A 24,782-nucleotide genomic window follows, 5' to 3' on the forward strand; every position below is an offset into this window, starting at 1 on the left:
CGATCCTCGTGTTCCCGTGGTGGCCGTTGTGTCGCCCTGGCGATCCTCGTGTTCCCGTGGTGGTCGTTGTGTCGCCCTGGCGATCATCGTGTTCCCGTGGTGGTCGTTGTGGCGCCCTGGCGATCCAGGTTGCAAATCCGTAATTAGGGCGACCACCGGTCGCCCCTGCGGACGTGACGCGGTCGCACCGGAGACGTGGTGTACAACGAACGTGATCGTGTTTCCGCAGCCGCGGCCCCTTCATCATTCCGCGTCCTTGAATCATTCCCTTTCCCGCAATACATTATTTCCCATTCGCACACATCGGAGAGAGAATGGCACAGGTCGGCACCACACACGCCGATATACCATATGTTGGTCGGAAGCACACCGGAGCCGCGGGATGAGTCTGCTTTTTGTAGCCGGAATCGGCGTCGCCGTCTTTATCGAATTTCTGCTCCTGAGCAAGAAGAGGAAGTCGTCGTCGGACGTTATACTGACTGTGTGGATGGTTCTCATCATCCTGCATCTGTTTCTCTTCACGCTGTTCTTTACCGGCGATCATCTGCGTGTGCCCTTCCTGCTCGGCATCGAACATCCGCTGCCACTGCTGCACGGTGTGTTCCTTTACTACTACGTCGCCTCCGTCACGGAACAACTGCCGAAACGCCGCACCACACTGCTGCTGCACCTGCTGCCCGCGCTGTTGATGTATGGGTATCTCGTGTCCTTTTTTTCCCTGCCGGACGAGGAAAAAATCGCGGTGTACAGGAACAAGGGCGCTGGCTACGAAGTGTTCGGCGCAATCAAGCTCTACACCATCGCTGTCTCCGGAATCGTGTACGTCGTGGTGTCGAGTGTGCTGCTTCGAAGACACAGGCGAAATGTGCGTGACAGCTTCTCCGATCTTGCGCAGGTGGAGCTGCAGTGGTTGCGGGTACTGACCATCGGATTGGGAGGAATCTGGCTGTTGATCCTGCTCTTTCGCAGCGAGATACTGATTTTCTCGGGCGTTGTGACCTTCATTTTCCTGATAGGATTTTTTGGTGTACGACAGGGCAACATCTTTTCGCACGGTCGCCTCGACGCCGCTCCTGGTCCGGAACCGGATGTTGCTGATGAGGAAACAGCCATGCTGCCGCTTCAAGGGGACGTGACAGCGGAGCAGCCGAAAAAATACTCGAAGTCGGGACTCGGTGACGAGGCCGCGGCCGCGCTGCACACGGCCCTGATCCGTCTCATGGTCGAGAAGCAGCGCTTCAAACAGCCCGATCTGACTATCGACGATCTTGCCGCCGAGCTGGACGCGCCACCGAATCACCTCTCGCAGGTGATAAATCAGATGGAAGCGAAAAACTTCTACGATTTTGTGAACGCGTACCGGGTCGCGGCATTTAAACACCTGATCGAGGTGGGAAAGAACCGGCAATTCACCCTGCTCTCCCTCGCTTTCGACTGCGGATTCAGTTCAAAATCATCCTTTAATCGCTGTTTCAAGAAGGAAACGGGTCAGACACCCTCGCAGTTTGCCGCGTCGTTTTCCGAGGGTGTCGAAGAGGCCGTGTAGGCCGGGCACAGTGCCATCGTACACGGTGGCACGTCGATACGGGGTCCCAACTTCCACGCTGCGCCGAAACGGCTGCGCGGCGCGGGTACATTTGCGCCAGAATTTGGTCACACATCCAATCACCAATCTGGAGCAACACCATGAAACACCCCATGTGGACAATCCTTTCCGCGGCCCTGTTTGTCCTGTCCGTCAGCGCCTGCGACATCCTCGAACCCGGACTGCCGGGAGATCTGGTTCCGAAAACAGTGGACGAAGACTCTTCCCTACCGTCCATCGCGGTCAATGGCACCCTTCTTCATGCGGAAAGTTTCGGCAATCCGCGTGATCCCATGATCGTTGTGCTGCATGGAGGTCCGGGAGGCGACTACCGCGCGATGTTGAACTGTACAACGTTTGTGGACGACGGTTTTTATGTTGTATTGTATGATCAGCGCGGCTGCGGACTCTCCCGCAGACACGACAAGTCCCTGTACGCCAAGTCCGGTCCCACACTCTTTATTGACGATTTGGCCGGCGTCATCAGCCATTATCGCTCGCCCGGACAGAAAGTAATTCTCCTCGGGAAGTCGTGGGGCGCCATGCTCGCGACGGCCTACGTCAATGAACATCCGGGCGACATCAGCGGCGTGATCATGATGGAACCGGGCGGCTTCACCTGGGACGACACGAAGGAATACATCCGCCGCTGGCGCAGTTTCGATCCGCTCGACGAAAGCGCCAACGATGCGGCCTTTGTTGATCAGGTGATCACCTCGAGTGATCACGCCCGACTCGATTACAAGGCCGCGATACAGGGTGCTGCCGAGTATGCGCCGGGGAATGCGCTGGGTATTGCGGGTCCCTATCCCTTCTGGCGCATGGGCGCCGCCTGCGCCATGGGTGCTGACGAGTACGTGCGGACACATTCATTCGACTTCACCACACAACTCGCCGCCTACACCCGTCCGGTGCTGTTTGTGTACAGCGAATACAACCGCGTCTATGGCAAAACACACGCCGAGCGTGTGTCCTCGGCCTATCCGAACGTGCAGCTCGCAGAGATACACGGCTCGGGTCACGACATATCAACATCAGGATGGGAATCGTTCTATCCCATCGCCAAGTCCTATCTCTCCACAATTCGATAATAAGAAAAACATCATACCAGAGGATATCATGAAAACGACCTGTCTCGCCCTGATTGTTCTTGCCCTCACCGTTGTGACTGCACACGCACAAAACGTGAATTGGAAATCCATCGACGCGCAACGTCCCAACCGCCTGCAACTGAACCTCGGATACGATTACGCTGCCACCACGTCGCTCGCCTACAGCAGATCCTTCACCGCAGTGCGGCCCGTTGTTGCGGGGATCCATGTGGCTCTGCCCATGGGTGAACGTGTGTTCGACGACGTCGCCATTCGGACGGGCGCGCAGGTGTCGGTGTTCGAATGGCGCGGCTTCACGGCCACCGCAAAAATCGAATCCAATTTCCGCCGCTTCCAGAACGCCATGGTGCGCATGGTGAGTTTCGGCGCCGACCTGACGGCGATGGCCGGGTACTACGATCCGGCATGGTACGCCGCCGCCGAGTTCGGCTTCGACAAGGCCGTGACCACACAACTCGTGCATTCCGCCGCGATGCGCCGGTACGGCTACGCCGGCATCCGCGACGGATGGTATGTGCCCACCGGCGGCAATTACCACTACGGCGTACAGGCGGGTCTTGTGGTCACACACGGCGCCGACCTCTCGTTGCGCCTCGGCGCCACCAACGCGCAATTCGACGACACCAACGCCATGCTGCCCTATTATCTGCAGTTCGGGTGCGGTGTGACCTTCTGAACAAACGCACCCATGAAAATCCCGGGAATTCACATCCTGCGCATTCTGCTCTTTCTCGGCAGCCTGCTCTTGTGGATCATCGCCATTGTGCTGGTGTGGTGAGTTCCCAACAGGTGTCGCCGCGTATGCACAACCAACATACTGAAGCCCCGCCCCCGTACCGCATGGAGTCCGCGGTGCGGGGGCTGGGCGTTAAGGGTGTGTACGAATGACGTGGGTACTCGCTCGCCGTTGTGCGCGAGATTTGTGTCAGCGAACCGGAGAAAACGAGTTCGAAGTTATTACGCCAGACTTCCCGTGATATCCGTCAGCTTTACCGGGCGAGAACCATTCTGAGCGTTTTCGAGTACTGGCCTGCATCGAGGCGGTACACGTAGGTGCCCGAGGCCAGCACCGAGGCGTCGAAGATGTAGGCGTATTTGCCGGCCTTCTGCTTCGTATTCACCAGCGTTGCCACTTCGCGACCAAGTTGATCAAACACCACCAGCTTCACCGCCGTCTCGTCGCCGATCTCGTATTCGATCACCGTCGACGGATTGAACGGATTCGGCGTGTTCTGCGCCAGGTTGTATCCGCTCCCGCCCACCAGAGGCACGATGCAGTAACCCGCGATGGTTATCAGACCATTTTCGAAGGTGATTCTCACCTCCTTGCCCGGAGAATCATCGTGTATGCTGTTCATGGATGAAACGAATACTTTCTCAGACCCGGCAATGTCTGCTTTAATGGAATCGATAAATGTCAATGAATCAACCCGTATTCCGGTTGATTTCTCGCCTCCGTTGTATACCGCCTCGAACACCAGCCCCACCAGGATGCCCTCACGCCGCACGTTCAGAGGCGAACCGGTGGTGAAGTCTTCGATGCGCACTATGTTCTCGGGTGCCGTGTCGGGCAGACCCGACTCGCGGTAGAGTACGCCGCGCGGGCCGGTCCAGCCGCGTGCCGTCAGCGTGTTCATGCTCACTGCATCCACGAAGCGCACCACCTCGGGATCGAACTTCACGTTGATCTTGTATGTGAAGATGTCCTTGCCGATCGTCGTGTCTACATACACCGGCACCGTGATCTTTTCGCCGAAACGCCCCACGTTGTCCTGCGGCAAGCGGAGTCTCACGATCTTCGGTGCGCCTTCGATCGTCACGTCCATCGCGCATGGCGTGGTCTGATCGATATTGTCGGCGCTCCAGCGTACCGCGAAATGTCGCAGCGCGTCGGCGGATTGCCGCTGCGGTACAATGTTCCAGCTCACACTCGCCGAGCCCTGCACGAGCAGGTTGCCGAGATCCTTTATGCCAGTTTCACCGGCGTCGAGAGACACGCCCTCCGGCAGAAGTAGGGTTGCGCGCAGACGGTGCGCCTGTGCGGCGCCGATGTTCTGCAGTCGTGCCGTGACGGTGAAGACGTTGTAGTTGCCCGCCGAGCCCTTCGTGCCGATGTCGTCGCGATAGTCGCCGATCGAGTAGTCGAACGTGAGAACGTTGTTCGTGTTCTTCATCGAGGATTCCATACCGCAGGTCAACACCGGACGGCCCACTTCGGGGATAAACACCGGTGTGATACAGTCGGTGGACGGGAGATCGTCGGCGGTAACCACGAACTGGATGTTGATGTCGCCGGACAGCACACGCGGTATCGCGTACATCTCCCAACGGATAGTGTCGGTGGACTGTTTCGGATCGAGACGCAGGGCGACGAAACGCTCGGGATCGCCCAGCACCTTCACTTCGTTCGACTGCGGCAAACACACGACGCGAACGTTGTGTGCCGGACGGTCGCCGTCGTTGCGTACCTTCACGGCGATCCAGATTGGATTCTTTTCATATTCACCACGGGCATGGTCCACCACCAGCGCGCGGAACTCGGCCTCGCAGCTCAGACTCAAAGCCGCCTTCGTGGCCGCTGCGATCACGACGTTGTCGCAGCACTCGCCCTCCTTGCCGAGTTTGTCCACCACGCGTGCGCACAGCATCAGCGAGCGCGGCACACCCGTCGTGTTTGCGATCGGCTTCACCAGCCAGATCACTTGGGTCGTACCGTTTGGAGCGAGGTCGCCGAGCTGCTTCGTGGCGGTCTCCCCGCTTGTGAAAATCAGGCCCGGAGGTAGCATCGCGGTGATCTCGAGGTTCTGCCCGAGCGCCAGGCCGGCGTTGCGAACGTTCACCTTGAACTGGAAGGGATCCGGGATGTATGTGCCCGAAGCATTGTCGAATTGAATGGCATCCGGCGCGTCGCAAGCGAGCTGATACTCGGCGGCGCGTGCGGGAGGCACGTACACGGGGACGCGGCACTCGCCGATGATGAGGCGATTACCGAGACCCCCGCGGCCCTGAATTTGGTACACGAGTTCATCCCACCCGCCCAATGTGCGGCGGAGCGGAACGAGTCGCCACGAGTGAGTGACCGTGTCGCCCACATCGACGATACCCTTGGGCATCGTGCCCACGTTCACTATCGGTGTGTTGTCGTCCGGCGTGAAGCGCGGGGGACCCACAAACAGAAGCTGACAATTCTCGGCACGTGTGTCACCCGTGTTCACCACTGTCGTGACGACCGTGAACGGATTCGGCACGTAGTCGTTGAGCTGATCGTCGAAGGTCAGCCGGTCGGGTGTCGCGACGCAGGTCATTGTGAAGCGTGGACGCTGCTCACGCTGCACCCACACCGGGAACTCACAGGTTGCCGAGGGGATACCGTCGCTGATCACCACGACACGGATCGTGTCGAAGCCGTCCGTGTCACGTGGATTTACGCGCAGACGGAACGGGGTGTTCAGCGATTCGTCGTCGAAGTCGATCAACCGGCCCGGAGGCAGGTCGCCATAATCGCGCGAGGCCGGTGGCAGGATGTTGAAGCGGGTACCCTGCAGCACGAAGGCCTTCACGTTGTAGGCGTCGCCGCTTCCCACGTTCCTGATCTGGATCTTGAGATCGAACGGCGACGGTTCGTACGTGTCGATGTTGAAGTATATCGTGTCGGGAGCCAGCAGCGCGCATTCGAGCTTCGGCATCACGACCGGCTTGATCTCGACAACGGTTTCGCAGCCGGCGTCGATGGGTGGTGTTTCCTTGGACTTGTACTTGATTGTATAGTTGAGGAATTCCGGCACAAGTTTCTGGTTTGGATTCGACAAACGGAATCCCCACTGGAACGTCTGCGAGGATGCCGGGAAGAGCACGCCGATGGTCTTCGGATTCGAATTGTCGGCGAAGCCCGGGTTGAACTCGGCGAGGTAGCCGACCAGCGAGGAGTCGCGCAGTTCGATTTCGGCTTCCACGTTCGTGATCGGAGCGCCGCCGGTGTTGGTCAGCGTAGATGCGATCACCCACTCCTTCGGCGCGTATTCCTGCAGCACCGGATAGTACACGACCTCCGAGACGTCGGTTTGCACATCACAGACGAGTGATGTTCTGAGGTTCGCGATGGGCAGGTCATCCGGACAGATGACTGGGTTGCCTTCGTCGTCGTAGGCCACTCCGGTGAGTCTCACGAGGCGGCGTGTGATGCGGTTCTGCACGGCGATGGTCCATGTCACGCTCAGCGTGTCGTTCGGGCCGAGCGCGCGGTTCACATTCCGAGTTACAGGTGTGCCGGGTGATACCGTCAAACCTTCGCCGAACGGGTACTGCAGCGTGACAGTGGCGATGGTGGCCGTCTGTTTGCTCGTGTTCCACACACGGTACGTCACGTCGAAGGGGTTCGGTTCTACATCGGTTTCCGTCGCATTCAGCGAGATCGAATCGGGCATGCTGATGTCGCATGCGAAGGACGGCTGCAGGCCGGGCACACGGACGCGGCACCAGGATTCGACCGAATCGGTCGGAAGGCCCGTTGGGCCGACGCCGCCAACAACAAACTTGAAGTCGAGGTAGGTGTCGTAGCGAAGTTTTTTTGTGTACGTGACGTCCCACGTGACGGCCGGGAATGGGTCGCCTGGTGTCCATTCGTTCATCGGACTCGGGAACGACTTGCGCAGCGGTTCTGTGGGATTCGCGAGCACGGTGTTTGCGGGCAGATAGATGAACCCCGTCACATTCGTGGCGGGCAGGCCGCCGCGGTTGACGCAGCCGAGCGACACCTGGAAGGGATTCGGCACATAGGCGCTGATGTTCTCTTCGAAATGCAGCGAGTCGGGCATGCGGCATGTGGGCGCCAGGACGGGCGCCTCCAGAGGTGGAATGATCACCTTCACCTCACAGTATGAGGAGTCGGCATTCGATGTCCGCACCCATATTCCCACGAGATAGTCCTTCGTGGTGAGCGTAATCGGGTGCCACAGCGTCCACGACACACCGCCGCTCTGTCCCGGATTCAGAATCGCGGGCAGCACACGCTTCGTGTTGCGGTTCGGTGCATCCGGACCGTAGAGTCGCAGGTCCGCAGGCACGATGATGCGGGCGAACACCGAGTCGGACTTCTTGCCGCCCTCGTTCGTTACGGTTACTGTGATATCGAATGGCATCGGATTGTATCTGGTGTTCACCCTGTCGGCCTTGATTTCGGGTGTGATTGCGGAGCAGCTCAGCACTGCATCCGCGGACGGCACCCACACCTTCTTGCAGCAGCGCACGGAGTCGTGGTTGTCGAAGGCGGCGACGATACAGATGTTCACCGAATCACCCACCGTACGGCGCTTTGCCAGGACGTCCCAGCGGCCCTCGGAAATGCCCGACGGCTTCAGGTCTTTCGGCACGCCGTTCTGCACATTGTTGACCGGAGCGACAAGGGAGAGATCGTTTTTATTGTATTCGATCTTGAAGCGGACGTTTCGCGCATCACGATCGCCGATGTTCGACAGTGCCGCCGTGACCGGGAAGGGATTGGGGTTGTAATCCTTCAGGCCGCGTTCCCAGTTGATGGTCTGCGGCATCTGCAGTTCGCAGTGTACCTCGGGCTGCCTGGGTATGATGCATATCTTGCCGTTTTGTAACACGGGCCGGAAACAACCCGCCTCGAACACCCAGCTTATGAGCTGCAGGTCGCAACACACCGTGTCCTTCCCGTCGGGATCGGATGTTCTGAATCGTAGTTCAGCGAGCATCGCAGGCACATCGTTCACTTCCACCACCTTCTTGTCCATGATCTGGAACGTCACGGTTCCCGGCAGCGGCGTAATGATGATGGGTACGTTTTCGAGCACACTGCCCGGAGGAGTCTCGATGTCCTTGAACTGCAGACACGATTCGTCGTACTTGATCGTGAACGTTGCGCCGTAGAAGATTTCCGGCGGCGTGATCGGATCCGTCAGTTCCAGCGGCACCTTCACATCCTGGTTGCCGCGTCCCTCGCGTGTGCCGAGGCGGATGTTGAGCGGCCTGTACGTGGAAGTGTCCTTCGGGGCTTTAAAGCTCTTCGTTTTTGTATCGGAGCCATTGCAGAAATTGAGGATGGAGAGATCCACCTTGCGCATGCCGCCATCCATACACTTGGCCTGATACGTAATGAGGCACTCCTGAAAGCCCTGGAAGATGATCGATGAGATTTCCTGGTAGATCGCGGTCAGTTGCGAGGCGTTCGGCGATTCGTAGTATTTGCCGCCTGTCTGGTCGGCGATGTTTTGCAGCACTGCGGGCGTGGGATTGTTGCCGAGCCCGATGGTGAAGACACGAATACGATTTCGCATTGCAAGTGAGATACATTCCCCTGGTGAACGCTGGCTTCCGGTATCATATCCGTCGGTGAGAAGTATCACCGCGCGGCACGGATTGACACCATCATTGATCACATTGTTGATACCGGTATACAAGCCGTCCCATGCATTTGTCCACAGTGCTGTCGGATAATTGTCGATGGCCGCATGAAGGAGGTCCCTGTACACCGTCATCGGCTGTGAGACGACGACGAACTGGTTGAACATGATCACGCAGGCCTCGTCTGTTGCCCCGTCCATCAGATCGACAAAGGCGTGTCCGGCCGCCTGTGCGCCGGCAACGCCGGAGCCGTTCATGCTTAAGCTGGCATCGAATACCATTGCGACGGAAATGGCGCAGCGGACAGTCGGGTCAGGGCACCAGAGCTCGAATTCACCAACCTCGAGGCCGTTCTCGTAGACTTTGAAGTACCGCTTGTCCGTGAAATAGGCCGGAAGACCATTACACGTGGTGGAAAAAAAGATCTCGACCGTCGGCCAATTGTTCACGAGACGTTTGAAGTTCAGCACCGGCTGCGCGTAGCTCCCGACGCCTGCACAGAGAATGAGGGACGAGAATATGAGGATACGAATGACGCGCATAGTATGCCTCTTGGTCGGTTGCTGGACCAGGAATCAATTGATCTTCCAAATTCGGTAATTGAATGATGGAGATCAATATCTTCAATTGATATTTAGGGCCATACACGGGACGGCCCTCCGGGCCGTCCGTTTGTTTTGGCGCACCGCGGTCGGCGCGCGTGGATGCGGCATATCCACGGACGGCCCTCAGGGCCGTCCGATCGTTTCGGCGGTTCGATCATCCCGGCTGCCCGATCGTTCCAGCCGCCCCCTGATTGGCACACGTGTTCGTATTATACACGGGACGGCCCTCCCGGGCCGTCCCTGTGTTGTACGTGTCTCTTTGTTCACATGTATGAACGTCGTTGTGCCGGACGTTTCACGGCCTCGGCGGGATTACGCCGGAGTTGCGGCCATGGAGCGGACGTAGCGGCTGATCGTCTGCATTTCTTCCTTGAACACGTCGTAATCGATCTGCATGCCGTTCAGGTATGCACTCCAGCCCGCGCTGGACTTGGCAAAATGCACTGCGTCCTCGATCTCCTCGTCCGTTGCACCGTTGAGGCGCGCCGCTTCCACATGAAAAAGGATGCAATAGCGGCATTTCGACACCGCCGCGATGCCGATGCCTATCAGCTCGCGGTATTTGTTGGGAATCGGCCCTTCGTCGAATTGCACCCGTTTCATTAAGCTCCACTCCATTTCGAGGGAGGAATCCGGGATGCTCTTCAGGAAGGTCGGGACGATGCCGAACATTCCTTCTATTTCCTGATACACTTGTTTTCGTGTCATCGTGCGTCCTTTCGCGAGACGGGATATGTCACATGTCGTGGAATGCTTTGATCTGCGCCTGCGTGAAGACCTGTACCGGCACGGCCTTGGCCTTTGCGCGCAACGGTTCGGGGACGTTTGCCAACGCCTCCTCGGTTGATGTCGCCCGGACGTCCGCATACCCGGTGTGATCACCGGCCATGCAGCCCCATTTCCACTGCGAAAGATTCTTGGCGCCCATCGCGGAGGCCTTGTCCAATGCGGCTAAACACTCTTCCTTCGTGTGGGAAGAGACGACGAGGTAGCTTTGCAGCTTGCCCTTCGGCTTCGGATTGCCGGCGAATACCGAACCGGCAACCAGGAGACACAGGACGAGCGACACGACGCGTGCAGAGGTCTTGCCCGTGATTTTCATGGGAAGACTCCTTTCTGGGATTGTTGGACAATAATTCGAGGTGCGGTCCGCTCGATATGCGTCCAATACCACAAAGTGCCGTGGCGTGGCTGATGTATGATCAGGAATGACACCGCCATATTAGCCGCCCTTGCAGGCAAATGCAAGGATAAAGTGACGCTCCCGGGCAGAAAGGTGGCAGACGATTGCCATCTGACGCGGTTCTTACTTGTACGCGCGTTGCGTTGATTCCGACGATGCCGTACTGTATTGAGTTTGTATGGAGGTGATCATCCTCGCGCAAAAGCGATAAGCGGAGCCACATCCCCTTTGTCCGCAGACCGCAGAGCTTGTAGATACTCCTTACGCGCCACACCCTGTTGAGTGAGCGTGACGCTTCCCCACGTGAAAATCGGTCGCTCCAGAGCTTTCTCGATGAGTACGTCAGCAATCAACCGGGAATGCCGTCCGTTACCATTAGGGAAGCAGTGGATCAGAACCAGACGGTGGCTGAACCTCACAGCGATTTCGTCTGCGGGATATGTCTCGTGCTCGATCCAGAACCTGCAGTCGTCAAGGAGATTGCGGAGCTCGATGCCGATCTGGAATTTATCCACACCGATGTTTTTGTTTGTGCGACGAAAATCCCCTGCCCATTTCCACACGTCTGAAAACATGCGTAGGTGCAGCCGACGCACGAAATCCTCGGTCAGGATTTCGGAGACAGTGAATGAGCGCGACATCGTCCACTGGATGGCATTCTCAATGTTTTGCTGCTCGAACTCGTCGAGTTCCGATCGAAGGGTGAGGGTCGGGATGAGTAGCCCGTACTTCTCATCCTCGTCAATGGGTGTTTGACCAGCGATGTATTCGAGATTTAATCCCATAGGTACCTCGGCATCATGCGGACAAGCTCCTCGGCCTTCGACCGGACCGCCTTTTCTATGCGCACCGACGATACCTCCTGATCTTCAAGTTCCATCGACATGGAGGTTCGAAGTACGATGGAGCGTGCAACCATTATTGCACGCTTCTCGATCATCGCCTCAAGGGACTCTGCTTTCGGAATCAGGACGTACACAAGTTCTAAATCGAGGGCTTTGGCGGCCTCGCGAAGAGTCTTGAGAGTGATAGAAGCATCTGCTTCGCGGTCCTCGATCTCCTTGACGCTTTGAGTCGATATTCCGAGTCTGCCGCCAAGCTGGCGAAGTGACATTCCAAGCGCAGTCCGAATGGCGTGGAGCCACCCTCGTTCAGGTACTATCGCTCCACCGAGCGGCTGGAAATCACGGAGCTTTCTATCGAGCTGCTCCAGCACCAATTTCCTGTTTTCGCGTTTCATACGGATACCTTTTTTCATTCACAAGAACAAACATAAGGTTACATCCTGATGGAAGCAAGTGTATTTTCTGGTTATTACCTGATTGCCATGCAACCATTTTACGTCTATATCCTGATTTATTGATCTCCTTACTGGCGATACAACTTGAGCCGTATCAACTATTTTGTTTTATATGAATAGGTTAGAGAATCGATATCATGCCCCGTTCGCGACTTTCCTCAAAGTATGAAACGGGATTGTTCCGAACCACCCACCCCGTGTTCTTCGACACCTACCGGGCCTTGCGCGTCCCCAAGGCCCTCGCCGTCCGCTACCGCAAGGAGAACGGCCAGCTCGAGGAAGGACAACCCATCCCCGACACACCCACCCCCGCCGCCGTCCAACCCACCGCCGCCGCGCTCAATTAACACACACTCCCCTATCCCCTTCACCCGGAGACGTCCGGGTGGTGGGGGGGGGGTATGTTTGGTTGTTTGCGCTTACTGTGACTCCGCTTTTCGCAAGCGCGCGTTGTCGAAGTGTCCAGTCTAGGATAGCGTCCTATTTCGTTTGGGCGAGGAACTGAGCCTCGTAAGCTCGGCCAGAAGAGGGTCGATTTGTTTGAACTTGGCACTATCTCGTAGCAAGTAATGCGCGAGAAAGTGACATGTTGGGCATAGTGTGACGAGATCTTCAAGCTTAGTCTTTTGGGGATACTTGTATTCACCTATTGGATCAAGATGGTGGACATGGACGATCTGATCTTCAAAGTGAAAATTACATGCGCGGCAGGTATGGCCGTCACGATTCTTCGTTTCTTTGACAAGTTTAGCGCTGCGTCGGATCCGATAGCCTGTGAATTCCTCCTTGTCTCCTTCGAAAGCAGCAGCGTCTTCCTCGTTCCGCACATCGAAAACAACTGAAGTCAGCCTTTGTTCCTTCTTGCTCTTCTTGTCGAGCCACAGCGGTAAAATATCTCTCGAGTAAAAGAACCATCGATATTTATTATCTGCTTCTTCGCCGTTACCATGAGAATCGAAAAGTGTGTTTCGGATCTGTTTCAACAATATTTCAACATCCCGGGATGGGTTTTCAACCACATGTCCAAACACAGCACAAATTTGCCTTCGGTGCGCTGCCGAAATTATGGATTCAAAACGTTCGGGAGCGGCAAGGTGCATCAATGCAGAGTGAATACCGCACTGCTTGGTAACAGCGAAGTTCTCCTTAGCAGAAACGCCTTGATACATAGCAGAATGACAGACTTCAGCGATTTTCTCCTTTAACTCTTTCAATTCAGAGAGACCAGGGGTTGTTGTGATTATATAAAGAACCCTCAGCGCAGCGATAATCTCCCAATATTTGTTCCGCAGATACCATGAGCCTGGATCTGCGATGATATGAGGAGAAACAAAATAGAATTCATCACCGCTGACGACTAGTTGCGTATCGGGAAACCACCTCTCGGCATAAGCCCGTTTCCTCTTCGGGGAGATATTCTGCATGGGCATTGCCCAAAGATATTCGACATTGGCAAAGACGATTTTAGTTTGTATTGCCGCACCTTCGAATTGGCGTACCACCTTCTCTTCGAAATGCTTTTCGGAATCATCGAATGCTGCGACGAACCTCGCTTTGATTTCTTCAAATGCCGCCTCAAAATCTAGATATTCGTTGTGCCGTGTTACGTAACTCTTCCGCTGGAGCACGAAACGATCTAGAAACTCGTCGAAAACGCGGTAGGCGTGGAAACGGCGCCAGTTAAACGGAACGTATTTCATGACCTCATACACACACTTTCTAGTTGATTAATACCCCGTTCGCACTATGCTCAAATCTTATCATGCAGGCAAGACTACCATGATAATGCAAATGATACTGGTAACGGCATTAATACGGACATCCGGATTTAACTCTCCATAGGATATGTAGCCACAGCATTATTTATTTTGTTGTATCACAAGAAGAACCAGCGATGCAATTACAGCAGTCAAATATATGCTAAGAGTCACTTCACCAGCATACGCTGCGCCCTTTGCAATATGGGCCGCTGCGATCATGTTAGACTGGTGTTCCGCACATGCCTGTTCTTTGATTTTAAGCAACTCCAGCTCCTTAAGTGTCAACGATTCAATATCTTTTGTTTTAAGATGTAGGAACGTACCATCTTTGCATGGTGATGAGGGATGATTTAGCCCGGTTGTTATTTGATCTGAGACTGAAGGCGCGCAGCCATACATGACGATCGACAACAGCATGAATCCGACAGTGATTCTCATTTTCATTTTTCCACTCCGTTGTTTGAACAATTATTGTGAGAATAATTAGTTGTGAATAGATGCTGTGCTACATCTTAATCCATGTTTTCACTTTCGCTCTCCCCGCTGTAACGGATTTACAATTCTCAGCTTTTCCATCAATGAGAATGATAACGATGATCGTACGACGCGATGACCACAGAGCAACCTGCTCATGCATGCGATACGGATCATCACGACATCTCCTCCGTCCGTGTGAAGAACACAAAGCATCGCGCAAGAACGCCATCCCAACATTTTGCAGCAAGTGAGCCTGATTTCGACATATTAGAACCCACGGTTGGATTCGACGCGGGGTACATCCCGCTCAAAATTTAGAATCTGACGATTTGAAAGTCAAGGACTCTGAGCAACCGCCGCAGCGCTCAAATAACACACACTCCCCTATCCCCCTCACCCGGAGACGTCCGGGTGGAGGGGCGAGGGATAAATCCACGCCCTACCCCCTCAAACCCACTCCTCACACAACAACTCTGCCTGGGCGAGCACGGTTTTGACGGCTTCTTCCTGTAGGCCTGGATGGCAGGTTATCATCCAAATAGTTCTTCTAGTTCTTCCCAATGCGACCTTAAAAACGCAGTGGGTCAACACACTTGTCCATTTTTCATGGTTCGTTCATCATTCTGGACTCCTGAGTTCGGGAAAGTTGGCTGCGTCGGTCATTTCACAGCATCGCCTCCTTTTCCGCTCGTCCTCGTGTTTCGAGGAGCATGAGTGCAAAATATCTCCGTGTAGTGCCTGACTATGGACATATGATGTACTGTTAGTGCAAATCCATCCAAATCGGTCCATGTATTCCAAAAATCCACCCAAACCACCTCAGTCTCGCGATCCGGAACTGGTTCTGCATCAGCATATCCGGCCGATTGGAGTACCTTGTCATTCGATCTAAATCCGAGTATCTTTTCGTGTTCTTGCTCCCAATTGGCTGATCTTCTCCCTCACAGGAAGGATCAGCAGCACCCCTCTGAACGCTTCAACCAGTAGCGCGGACCAATCATGCCCCGGGGAAAGAAAGAAAAACGCACAGATACAGGGTCAAATTCTAATCTTGGTTTTGAAGCCACACTCTGGGCGGCGGCGGACGCTCTGCGCAATAACATGGATGCCGCCGAGTACAAACACGTGGTCCTCGGCCTCATCTTCCTGAAGTACATCTCAGATGCGTTTGAAGCCCATCACGCTGAACTCGAGAAGCAGAAGAAGCATGGCGCTGACCCCGAAGATCCAGATGAGTACAAAGCCGAACACATCTTCTGGGTGCCAAAAGAGGCACGCTGGTCGCGCCTGAAGGCCAATGCACCCCAGCCCACAATCGGGACCATGGTGGACGATGCCATGACCGCTATCGAGCGCGACAATCCATCGCTCAAGGGCGTGTTGCCAAAGGAGTACGCTCGTCCCGGTCTAGATAAACAGCGTCTCGGGCAAATCATTAACCTAGTGAGTGACATTGCACTCGGGTCGGCCGCGGACCGCTCAAAGGATACTCTAGGACGAGTGTACGAGTACTTCCTTGCTCGTTTTGCCAGCGCAGAGGGGAAGAGTGGTGGACAGTTCTACACTCCATCCCATGTGGTGCGCGTGCTTGTCGAAATGCTCTCCCCATACAAGGGCCGGGTGTACGATCCATGTTGTGGCTCAGGCGGCATGTTCGTCCAAAGTGAAAAGTTCATCGAAGCTCATGCCGGGCGTATCGGCGACATCTCCATCTATGGGCAAGAGTCGAATTACACAACATGGCGTTTAGCCAAGATGAACCTCGCCATCCGTGGCATCGACGCGCAGATCGCCCATGGTGATACGTTCCACTCGGACGGGCATCCAGACCTCAAGGCCGACTATGTCCTCGCCAATCCCCCGTTCAACGACAGTGACTGGCGCGGGGAATTGCTCAAGGACGACAAGCGCTGGGTGTATGGAGTACCGCCCAAAGGCAATGCGAATTTCGCGTGGGTGCAGCACTTCATCCATCACCTTGCTCCAAATGGAGTGGCGGGATTTGTGCTTGCCAATGGCTCAATGTCGTCCAATCAGTCTGGCGAAGGTGAGATCAGAAAGGCGATCATCGAAGCAGACCTCGTGGACTGCATGGTGGCGCTCCCTGGCCAGCTCTTTTATTCCACACAAATTCCAGTGTGTCTCTGGTTTCTGACAAAGAACAAAAAGGCACGCACAGTGAAGCACGGGGACGGTGATATACCTAACTGTATCCGTGACCGGAGTGGAGAGACCCTCTTCATCGACGCACGGAAAATGGGCACACTCACTGACCGTGTGCATCGGGAACTCACAGAGGAAGACCTCGAAAAAATCGTAAGCACTTATCACGAATGGCGCTTCGATCAGCGTGCGTGGCGCGGGGAAGCCGAGAAGGCCGGAGCATGCATTCCACCTGCTGATGAAGGCTATCAAGACATCCCTGGCTTCTGCAAATCCGCTACTACATCCGAGATCGCCGCCCACGGCCACGTCCTTACCCCCGGCCGTTATGTTGGCGCCGAGGATGTAGAAGACGACGGTGAGCCCTTCGAGGAAAAGATGGCACGGCTTGTGGCTGAATTGAACGATCAGTTTGTGGAGTCCGCGAAATTGGAGAAGGCGATCAAGGCGAACCTGCGGGAACTGGGTTATGGCGGGTGAGTGGACAACTGCCACGATTGAGGAAGTTGCCGAACGCGTGTCAATGGGCCCGTTCGGCTCTTCTATCAAAGTTTCCACATTTGTTGAAAACGGTATCCCTGTTATCAGCGGGCAACATCTTCACGGCTCGTGCCTCGAAGATCACGAATACAAATTCATCACGGAGGAACATGCCCAAGTGTTGAAGAACGCCAATGTCCGAAAGGGCGATGTGGTTTTCACTCACGCCGGAAACATAGGCCAAGTTGCTTATATTCCTCCAACATCTAAGTACGACCGATACGTGATTTCGCAGCGGCAGTTCTATATGCGCTGCAACCTGGCCAAAGTTATCCCGGAATATATTGTCTATTTTTTCCGCTCACCTGAAGGCCAGCATAAACTCTTGGCGAACACTTCTCAAACCGGTGTTCCCTCGATAGCTCAGCCGGTTACTTATCTGCGTACGATTCGTATCCCACTCCCCCCTCTCGCCGAGCAAAAAGCCATCGCGTCGGTGCTTGGGGCGTTGGACGACAAGATCAAGCTGAACCGACGGATGAACGAGACGCTGGAGGCGACGGCACGGGCGCTGTTCCAGAGCTGGTTCGTGGACTTCGACCCTGTGCGCGCCAAGCTCAACGGCAGCCCCCCTTCCGCCCTCGACGCCGCTATCGCCGCCCTATTCCCCCCAGACTTCGAAGACACCGCCATCGGGCATGCGCCAATTGGTTGGGACGTGAAGCCACTCTCAGAGCTTTGCCAACTCGGGCGTGGTGCTTCGCCGCGACCCATCAACGACTACATGAATGGTGAAGTTCCATGGGTGAAGATTGCAGACGCTACATCCGCTGCTGGTCCATTCCTGTTCGAGACAAGGGAGATGGTCAAAAAGGAGGGAGCTGAGAAGAGCGTCGCAGTCGCCCCAGGTGACCTCATCCTCTCCAACAGCGCTACGTGCGGTATTCCGATGTTCGTCGAATTGCACGGCTGTATTCATGACGGCTGGCTCTACTTCAAGAATCTCCGCTCAATCTCGAAACTCTACCTGTTCCACGTTCTCATCGAGTTGGCGGAACACCTCGTTCACATCGCTGATGGCTCGGTCCAGAAGAACCTCAACACGAACTTGGTCGGCCAGCAAAATGTACTCGTCCCACCGAAGGAGATAGTCGATGCCTTCGATGCCCACGCTAGTGTCTGGTTCGCCAAAATGCGCCTGAACAGTCTTGAATCCCGCACCCTCGCCACCCTGCGCGACACGCTTCTACCCAAGCTCATGTCAGGTGAATTGCGAATACATAATGCCGATAAATTCCTCACCGAGGTGACAACATGACAAATGTTTGGTGTGTCCGGGCAAGCGGTGGAAAGTATACGGCAAATTATCTCAAAGGAGGATATGCTGGAGTTGGTGCGGACGAAATTCCATTTTCACTCGCTCATATAACATCTCGAGATGAGCTGTATCCACTTTTCAAGGATGCATATTCTGATGTTGCCAGTCCAGTAGTCATTGGACTGTGGGTGGGACAGATGGGCCGATTTCTACTCGAGATCCAACCTGGTGACTATATCATCACTCCTGCCGAAGACACAGAATGGTTTCATTATGGCCTCGTACAGTCTGCTCCACTGTACATCTACTGGGATGGGGAGGATGGTTGCCCGTATCGTCATCGCCGTCCCGTAGCATGGGCAAATGACCGTAAGCGCCGGAGTGAGTTCTCTGTTCCCTTCCAGCGTACAATGACATCGATGCAGAGTGTGTTTTCTGTATCCCAGAGAGATGAGTTCTTCCAAGTTATCGGTCGTACGGATCTCGTTACAACAGTGTCTAAGTCGACCTACGATCCATACGCCGCGGTCATCGAACAAATCCTCGAACTCGATCCAACTGAATTTGAAATCCTTGTCGGTCATCTTCTCACTGCGCTCGGATTCGAGGGGTCTGAAGTTGTTGGGAAAACGGGTGACGGTGGAGTTGACGCAATCGGCGAACTGAATGCATCAAACCTCGCGAAGGTGAAAATATTTGTTCAGGCCAAGCGGTATAAGCAGGGGACGAAAATCTCCGCGTCAGCAGTCAGGCAGCTCCGGCAGGCAATTCCATTTGGCGGTCAAGGCGCATTCATCACTACGGCAGATTTCCAGTCGAAGGCGGCAGAGGTTGCCACGGAGCAAGGCTTCCCACGCATCGGCCTCATTAATGGACGTCAGCTCGTCGACCTCCTCATCGAACACTGGAATGACATTCCACAGGATTTCCAGGAATTGCTTGGCTTGAAGCCCGGACTCGTGCTCGCATGACACACTTCATGACTGAATCAGTTGTTGAGGAAGCGACCTTGCAATGGCTGCATGGTCTGGGATACGATATCTCCTACGGTCCATCCATCGCAGTTGACGGCAACACTCCAGAGCGTTCAGATCCACTTTTCCGAGATGTCATTCTCGAAGGTCGGCTTCGGTCCTCGTTACAGCGATTGAATCCACTGCTGCCCCAGGAGGCACTCACCGAGGCATTCCGCAAGGTGACGCGGCAGGACTTCCCTTCACTTCTGCAGCGCAACCACGCCATGCATCGCATGCTCCTCGATGGAGTGCAGGTGGAGTACATCCGTCCTGATGGATCCATTTCCGGCGGATTGGCTCGCATTATCGACTTCGACGTCCCAGAGAACAATGACTGGCTCGCCGTCAACCAATTCACTGTGGCGGAAGGACAGCACACGCGCCGGCCGGATGTTGTGATCTTTGTAAATGGATTGCCACTCTGTGTCATTGAACTCAAGAACGCCGCGGACGAAAATGCCACAATCTGGACGGCACACCAACAGCTTGTCACGTACCAGCACCAGATCCCATCCCTGTTCAATTCTAATGCGGTTCTCGTCATCTCTGACGGCATCCAGGCACGCATTGGTGCACTGGGGTCGGGGAAGGAATGGTTCAAGCCCTGGCGCACGATAGACGGCCTTGGGGACGCGCCCTCTGCACTCACAGAATTGCAGGTCATGCTGCAGGGCGTTTTCGAGCGGCAGAGGTTTCTCGATCTCATCCACTACTTCATCGTGTTCGAGGATTCTTCCTCGGGCGGCGGCGGCGGGTCGCTCACAAAAAAAATTGCTGGGTATCACCAGTACCACGCCGTGAATATAGCGGTCGAGGAAACATTGCGTGCCGCCCTCGAAAGCGAGAGACCCATAGCCGCGATGGAGAGAGGCACATACATGACACGGAAACGCCCGGGTGGTGAACCGGGTGACAGGCGGGTCGGTGTCGTGTGGCACACACAGGGATCTGGCAAGAGTCTTACGATGGCGTATTACGCGGGGCGTATCATTCTTCATCCAGCAATGGAAAATCCCACCATCGTGGTCCTCACAGATCGTAATGATCTGGACGATCAACTCTTTGGCACTTTCGCTCGGTGCAAGGACCTGTTACGACAACCTCCTCAACAAGCAGAGGACAGGGCCGATCTCCGGTCAAAACTGACTGTCGCATCCGGGGGAGTGGTCTTCACCACGATACAGAAGTTCTTCCCGGATGAAAAAGGAGATCGCCACCCCATTCTCTCGGAACGCAGGAACATTGTTGTTATTGCAGATGAAGCACATCGGAGTCAATACGATTTCATCGACGGATTCGCACGACACATGAGGGATGCACTCCCACATGCCTCGTTCGTCGGATTCACCGGTACACCCATCGAATTGACAGATGCCAACACTCGTGCCGTATTTGGTGATTACATCAGTGTCTACGACATCCAGCGTGCCGTGGCTGATGGTGCGACCGTACCCATCTATTACGAGGGGCGGCTCGCCAAACTAGACCTTAGTGAAACAGAGCGGCCACATATCGATCCTGATTTCGAGGAGGCAACAGAAGGTGAAGAGGTCGAGAAGAAGGAGCGGCTGAAGAGCAAGTGGGCGCAGTTGGAGGCAATTGTCGGATCAGAGAAGCGCATGCGGCTCGTCGCACGCGACATTGTGGACCATTTTGAGAACCGCCTGTCCGTCATGAATGGCAAGGCGATGATCGTTGTCATGAGCCGCAGGATCGCGATCGAACTCTATCGTGAACTCGTCTCTCTTAGGCCCGAGTGGCATGGCGAGGGAGATGACACTGGGACGCTCAAGGTGGTAGTAACTGGATCTGCATCAGATCCACTAGACTGGCAGGATCACATTCGCAACAAGTCGAGACGCGAGATACTTGCCACACGATTCCGCGATCCCAAGGATCATTTCCAGATCGTCATTGTTCGCGACATGTGGCTTACTGGATTTGATGCTCCAAGTATGCATACCATGTACGTCGACAAACCCATGCGTGGACATGGACTCATGCAGGCCATAGCACGCGTGAATCGTGTGTTTAAGGACAAACCGGGCGGACTAGTCGTAGACTACCTCGGTCTGGCAGATGACCTGAAGAATGCACTTGCCACCTACACGCAAGCCGGTGGGATTGGAAATACGGCAATCGATCAAGCCGCTGCAGTTGCAGTGATGCTGGAGAAATATGAAGTATGCTGTGGTCTATTTCATGGATTCGACTGGCATGAGTACTTCACTCCAGATCAGATCAAACGACTGACTGTCTTGAAACAAGCCCTGGAACATATTCTCGCCCAGGATGATGGGAAGCCACGGCTCTTGAGAACTGTGACTGAATTGTCGCAAGCATTCGCCCTCTCTGTCCCACACGCGGAAACATACAAGATCCGGGATGATGTCGGATTCTTCCAGAACATCCGGTCCGTGCTCGCCAAGTCCGAACCCACAGATCAAAAAACCGATGAGGAACTAGATTTCGCTATCCGCCAGATTGTCTCAAAGGCCATCACGTCTGACTCAGTCATCGACATCTTTACTGCTGCTGGACTCAAGAAGCCAGATATCTCCATCTTGTCCGATGAATTCCTCGTAGAAGTGCGAGGGATGCGTCAGCGAAATCTTACCGTTGAACTCCTCGAACGACTACTCAAAGGAGAGATCAAGACAAGAGGTCGCCATAACATCGTGCAAGCAAGGTCATTCGCAGAGTTGCTGGAACAATCCCTCCGCCGCTACCAGAATCGCGCGATTGAGACGGCACAGGTGATCGAAGAACTCATTCAGCTCGCCAAAGACATGAAGGCAGCAGCTGAACGTGGAGAAAAACTGGGACTCACGACCGACGAGCTTGCCTTCTATGATGCACTGGAAGCCAATGACAGTGCCGTCCTCGAACTTGGAGACGCAATACTCAAACAAATCGCTCGAGAGCTCGTCGTGAAGGTTCGAGAAAGTGTCACCATCGACTGGACGATCAGGGAGAACGTCCGCGCCCAGTTCCGCGTAATTGTCAAACGTATCCTGCGGAAGTACGGCTATCCGCCCGACAAGCAGGAGAAAGCTACACAGACAGTCCTGGAGCAGGCAGAAGTGCTGTCGGAGGGGTGGATCGAAGTACATACCGAATGACGTTTATCTGGCGCCACAGCGATGCAATCTCGTTGCTCATAAATCTACTGATTTTCTATCCATAGAATGTATGGTCGAACAAAACGTCGCCACAAGTACTTTCTAATAATCTTCGTCGTGATCGTCCCGGTTACTATCGCCAAGCACGCTGTGAATCCCCATCGAAAGAAAAACAACCTACTCGCTAAAGATAGACTGTCTTGGCAAATAAATGTTCTTATGAACGTAATGCCTGACAGGTAATCCGCCAAACTGGGGCCATACCACAATGCAAACAATGGAGTTAACACAAGCAAAATGGTAATTAGGTCTATTGGATCATTTCTAGTACTCGGAGGCGCTGGGGTATAGGTCTGCACGTTCATTACCGACATGACATCTGACGCACCATTCAGAAAGTTATCAGTCGAAAACGAGATGTCGCTCCCCTTCTCGGTAATAACGTCAATTACGATCCTCGCGCGCCGTTTTAATCGTTTAAATTCAACCTTTAGCACTGAGTCGCGAAGTGTCACACGAGATCCTGTCGTATCCTCTGCATCACAAACAGCGTCGATTAATTGCGTCTCTCCGGATATATTTATTTTCAATACGGAATTAAGATCTTCCGGTTTTATAATTTGGTCAGACGTATTGGTAATAACTATATTCCAAATATCAACTTCCTGACCGTATTTACTGACGAGGGCCGCTAGTTTAGCTCGAGTTGTATTCGATATCACAATTGCTGAATTGGACAGGTCCGCATTACTCGGGAGCCTTCTCGCTTTTATCCTCAAATTACGGATCCGATATGTGCGATGATAATACCATTTTGAGAATAACCACGTTGGAATGGCTGATAGAAGCGCACCGAAGAGCAGCAATAGAATATCTTTGGTTGTCATAAACTTATCCTAATAGTACCTTATTAGAAGAATAAACTTTTTACATGTCTTCAATTGCAAATATAAGTAAAAAGCGGTAACCTAAAGCCCTAATTTGGTCCACTCAATACTAGAGGTTTTTGCTTGTTGCCTGAAGCCCAAATCTGGTCCACACAAAATTTGAGATTTTTAATTTACGACGATTTGTGATTCGGCAAACTCCTTCGGGGTTTTGTTCGCAAGTGAGCTGTGCGGACGAAGCTCGTTATACTCCGTGCGCCAGGCCTCGATCTTCGCGGTGGCATCTTCCAGGGACAAGAACCAATGCACATCCAGACACTCGTCGCGGAAGCTGCCGTTGAACGATTCAATAAACGCATCGTCTGTCGGCTTTCCGGGCCGCGAGAAGTCCAGCGCCATATCGTGCTCGTACACCCATTGTCCAGTGCCTTCGAGATATATTCACTCCCGTTGTCGACCTGGATCCGCTTCGGCAGTCCGCGGTCTGCTTTCAAACGGTTCATAACGTCCACCACATCACTCCCCTGTGAGCGCTGGTGCCAAGTGGATCGCCGGGCATTCGCGTGTACAATTATCGACTATGGTTAACGCCCGGAACCTGCGCCCAGTGGACAGACTGTCGGTCACAATATCTATGCTCCAGCACTCGTTGATGCTCGTGGCACGAGGTTGAAACAGACGGTGGTAGGCGCTCACACGGCTGCGGGGGCACCGTCGCCGTAGGTGCAGGTCCTCATCCCGGTACGGGCGATTCACCTTCTTCTGATTCACGATGTGCCCTTCGCGGCGAAGCAGTGTGTGAATGCGGCGGAAACCGTACCGGACACGCACCGCTGCGATCTCACGGATACGTATACGCATCGGCAGATCGTCATCGCGCGTGCCGACGTAGCTGCGACCTGAACAGGTCCGTGACGGTGCAGGAGCGCCGTTCGCTCACCCAGTACGCTTCCTACAAATGGGCCGCTACGGCCCGCTTCGCAACGGACCTCAGAGTTTTTTTGCAGCACGTCCTGCAGCATCTGTTTATCCAGGCTCAGGTCCGCCGCCAACTTCTAGAGCTGACGGCTGTCTTCTTCCAACTGTTTAAATCGTCGCAACTCCGTCATTCCCAACCCTCCGTACTTCTTCTTCCTGACGTAAAATGACGTCTCCTCGATCCCCAGCTTACGACAGCCCTCCTCCACATTGATCCCGCCCTCCGCCTGGCGGAGCGCGAATTCAATCTGTTCCTCGGTGAACTTCGACCTCTTTATCGGCACCTCCATCCTCTTTCTTTGACGGGAATATGCCAAACAACTCTACTTCTTGCCGGACCAGTTTACAGGTGTCAGGTTAATGGGTGTTTCTATGAAACCGATGAACGGTGCATTCTGCAGGACGTCGTGTAGTTGCTCGCGAAGAACTA

The 24,782-nt window shown here is 54.5% G+C and carries 15 protein-coding genes and 1 pseudogene; 8 read left to right on the forward strand and 8 right to left on the reverse strand.

The window, feature by feature from the left end:
- The first annotated feature begins 382 nt into the window (after positions 1-382).
- The 3 genes from HY962_14850 to HY962_14860 all read left to right on the forward strand — a co-directional run bounded on the left by HY962_14850 (position 383) and on the right by HY962_14860 (position 3,373).
- Positions 383-1,546: a helix-turn-helix transcriptional regulator gene (locus tag HY962_14850; GenBank protein MBI5648208.1), complete on the forward strand. Its 1,164-nt coding sequence runs from the start codon at positions 383-385 to the stop codon at positions 1,544-1,546.
- 152 nt (positions 1,547-1,698) lie between these two features.
- Positions 1,699-2,676 carry an alpha/beta hydrolase gene (locus tag HY962_14855; GenBank protein MBI5648209.1) on the forward strand — a complete coding sequence of 326 codons (978 nt, stop codon included), beginning with the start codon at positions 1,699-1,701 and terminating at the stop codon, positions 2,674-2,676.
- 28 nt (positions 2,677-2,704) lie between these two features.
- Positions 2,705-3,373 carry a hypothetical protein gene (locus HY962_14860; GenBank protein MBI5648210.1) on the forward strand — a complete coding sequence of 223 codons (669 nt, stop codon included), beginning with the start codon at positions 2,705-2,707 and terminating at the stop codon, positions 3,371-3,373.
- Between the two features lie 313 nt (positions 3,374-3,686).
- Here HY962_14860 and HY962_14865 read toward each other — a convergent pair whose 3' ends face one another.
- From HY962_14865 to HY962_14885, 5 genes are all read right to left on the reverse strand, one after another.
- Entirely contained in the window at positions 3,687-9,605 is a 5,919-nt protein-coding gene (locus tag HY962_14865; GenBank protein MBI5648211.1) for a VWA domain-containing protein, read from the reverse strand.
- Between the two features lie 375 nt (positions 9,606-9,980).
- On the reverse strand, positions 9,981-10,376 hold the full coding sequence (locus tag HY962_14870) for a carboxymuconolactone decarboxylase family protein (protein ID MBI5648212.1): 396 nt from the start codon (positions 10,374-10,376) through the stop codon (positions 9,981-9,983).
- A gap of 28 nt (positions 10,377-10,404) precedes the next feature.
- A complete protein-coding gene (locus tag HY962_14875; protein ID MBI5648213.1) occupies positions 10,405-10,770 on the reverse strand; it encodes a hypothetical protein in 366 nt (121 codons plus the stop codon).
- A gap of 269 nt (positions 10,771-11,039) precedes the next feature.
- The gene (locus HY962_14880) at positions 11,040-11,636 is read right to left on the reverse strand and encodes a mobile mystery protein B (GenBank protein MBI5648214.1); all 597 of its coding nucleotides are present in this window, start codon (positions 11,634-11,636) and stop codon (positions 11,040-11,042) included.
- Positions 11,627-12,091 carry a mobile mystery protein A gene (locus tag HY962_14885; protein ID MBI5648215.1) on the reverse strand — a complete coding sequence of 155 codons (465 nt, stop codon included), beginning with the start codon at positions 12,089-12,091 and terminating at the stop codon, positions 11,627-11,629. Before HY962_14885 ends, HY962_14880 begins: the two co-directional genes overlap by 10 nt.
- A gap of 197 nt (positions 12,092-12,288) precedes the next feature.
- Between HY962_14885 and HY962_14890 the strand changes: the two genes are divergently transcribed.
- A complete protein-coding gene (locus HY962_14890; protein MBI5648216.1) occupies positions 12,289-12,498 on the forward strand; it encodes a hypothetical protein in 210 nt (69 codons plus the stop codon).
- 120 nt (positions 12,499-12,618) lie between these two features.
- On the opposite strand, the gene HY962_14895 is transcribed toward HY962_14890, so the two are convergent.
- Entirely contained in the window at positions 12,619-13,851 is a 1,233-nt protein-coding gene (locus tag HY962_14895; GenBank protein MBI5648217.1) for an HNH endonuclease, read from the reverse strand.
- 159 nt (positions 13,852-14,010) lie between these two features.
- Positions 14,011-14,355, reverse strand: coding sequence for a hypothetical protein (locus tag HY962_14900; GenBank protein MBI5648218.1), 345 nt, complete (start codon positions 14,353-14,355; stop codon positions 14,011-14,013).
- 1,032 nt (positions 14,356-15,387) lie between these two features.
- Between HY962_14900 and HY962_14905 the strand changes: the two genes are divergently transcribed.
- Genes HY962_14905 through HY962_14920 form a run of 4 tightly spaced genes read left to right on the forward strand, consistent with a single transcriptional unit; the run spans position 15,388 to position 22,487 of the window.
- Positions 15,388-17,031 carry an SAM-dependent DNA methyltransferase gene (locus HY962_14905; GenBank protein ID MBI5648219.1) on the forward strand — a complete coding sequence of 548 codons (1,644 nt, stop codon included), beginning with the start codon at positions 15,388-15,390 and terminating at the stop codon, positions 17,029-17,031.
- On the forward strand, positions 17,021-18,349 hold the full coding sequence (locus tag HY962_14910; GenBank protein MBI5648220.1) for a restriction endonuclease subunit S: 1,329 nt from the start codon (positions 17,021-17,023) through the stop codon (positions 18,347-18,349). Before HY962_14905 ends, HY962_14910 begins: the two co-directional genes overlap by 11 nt.
- Positions 18,346-19,320: a restriction endonuclease gene (locus HY962_14915; protein ID MBI5648221.1), complete on the forward strand. Its 975-nt coding sequence runs from the start codon at positions 18,346-18,348 to the stop codon at positions 19,318-19,320. The genes HY962_14910 and HY962_14915 overlap by 4 nt, the downstream gene beginning before the upstream one ends.
- Complete coding sequence (locus HY962_14920) at positions 19,317-22,487, forward strand: type I restriction endonuclease subunit R (GenBank protein MBI5648222.1); 3,171 nt, start codon at positions 19,317-19,319, stop codon at positions 22,485-22,487. Before HY962_14915 ends, HY962_14920 begins: the two co-directional genes overlap by 4 nt.
- Positions 22,488-23,542: 1,055 nt before the next feature.
- On the opposite strand, the pseudogene HY962_14925 reads toward HY962_14920, so the two are convergent.
- Positions 23,543-24,630 (reverse strand): annotated as a pseudogene (locus HY962_14925) (IS3 family transposase).
- Between the last annotated feature and the right edge of the window lie 152 nt (positions 24,631-24,782).

This window comes from Ignavibacteriota bacterium (genome assembly GCA_016218045.1).
GTDB lineage: Bacteria > Bacteroidota > Ignavibacteria > SZUA-365 > SZUA-365 > JACRFB01.

Bases quoted from the DNA above. Each gene is read 5' to 3' on its own strand.
- HY962_14900 (MBI5648218.1), bottom strand. From the start codon at position 14,355: ATGAAAATGAGAATCACTGTCGGATTCATGCTGTTGTCGATCGTCATG.
- HY962_14885 (MBI5648215.1), bottom strand. From the start codon at position 12,091: ATGAAACGCGAAAACAGGAAATTGGTGCTGGAGCAGCTCGATAGAAAG.
- HY962_14890 (MBI5648216.1), top strand. From the start codon at position 12,289: ATGCCCCGTTCGCGACTTTCCTCAAAGTATGAAACGGGATTGTTCCGA.
- HY962_14860 (MBI5648210.1), top strand. From the start codon at position 2,705: ATGAAAACGACCTGTCTCGCCCTGATTGTTCTTGCCCTCACCGTTGTG.
- HY962_14855 (MBI5648209.1), top strand. From the start codon at position 1,699: ATGTGGACAATCCTTTCCGCGGCCCTGTTTGTCCTGTCCGTCAGCGCC.
- HY962_14920 (MBI5648222.1), top strand. From the start codon at position 19,317: ATGACACACTTCATGACTGAATCAGTTGTTGAGGAAGCGACCTTGCAA.
- HY962_14875 (MBI5648213.1), bottom strand. From the start codon at position 10,770: ATGAAAATCACGGGCAAGACCTCTGCACGCGTCGTGTCGCTCGTCCTG.
- HY962_14880 (MBI5648214.1), bottom strand. From the start codon at position 11,636: ATGGGATTAAATCTCGAATACATCGCTGGTCAAACACCCATTGACGAG.
- HY962_14910 (MBI5648220.1), top strand. From the start codon at position 17,021: ATGGCGGGTGAGTGGACAACTGCCACGATTGAGGAAGTTGCCGAACGC.
- HY962_14915 (MBI5648221.1), top strand. From the start codon at position 18,346: ATGACAAATGTTTGGTGTGTCCGGGCAAGCGGTGGAAAGTATACGGCA.
- HY962_14905 (MBI5648219.1), top strand. From the start codon at position 15,388: ATGCCCCGGGGAAAGAAAGAAAAACGCACAGATACAGGGTCAAATTCT.
- HY962_14850 (MBI5648208.1), top strand. From the start codon at position 383: ATGAGTCTGCTTTTTGTAGCCGGAATCGGCGTCGCCGTCTTTATCGAA.
- HY962_14870 (MBI5648212.1), bottom strand. From the start codon at position 10,376: ATGACACGAAAACAAGTGTATCAGGAAATAGAAGGAATGTTCGGCATC.
- HY962_14865 (MBI5648211.1), bottom strand. From the start codon at position 9,605: ATGCGCGTCATTCGTATCCTCATATTCTCGTCCCTCATTCTCTGTGCA.
- HY962_14895 (MBI5648217.1), bottom strand. From the start codon at position 13,851: ATGAAATACGTTCCGTTTAACTGGCGCCGTTTCCACGCCTACCGCGTT.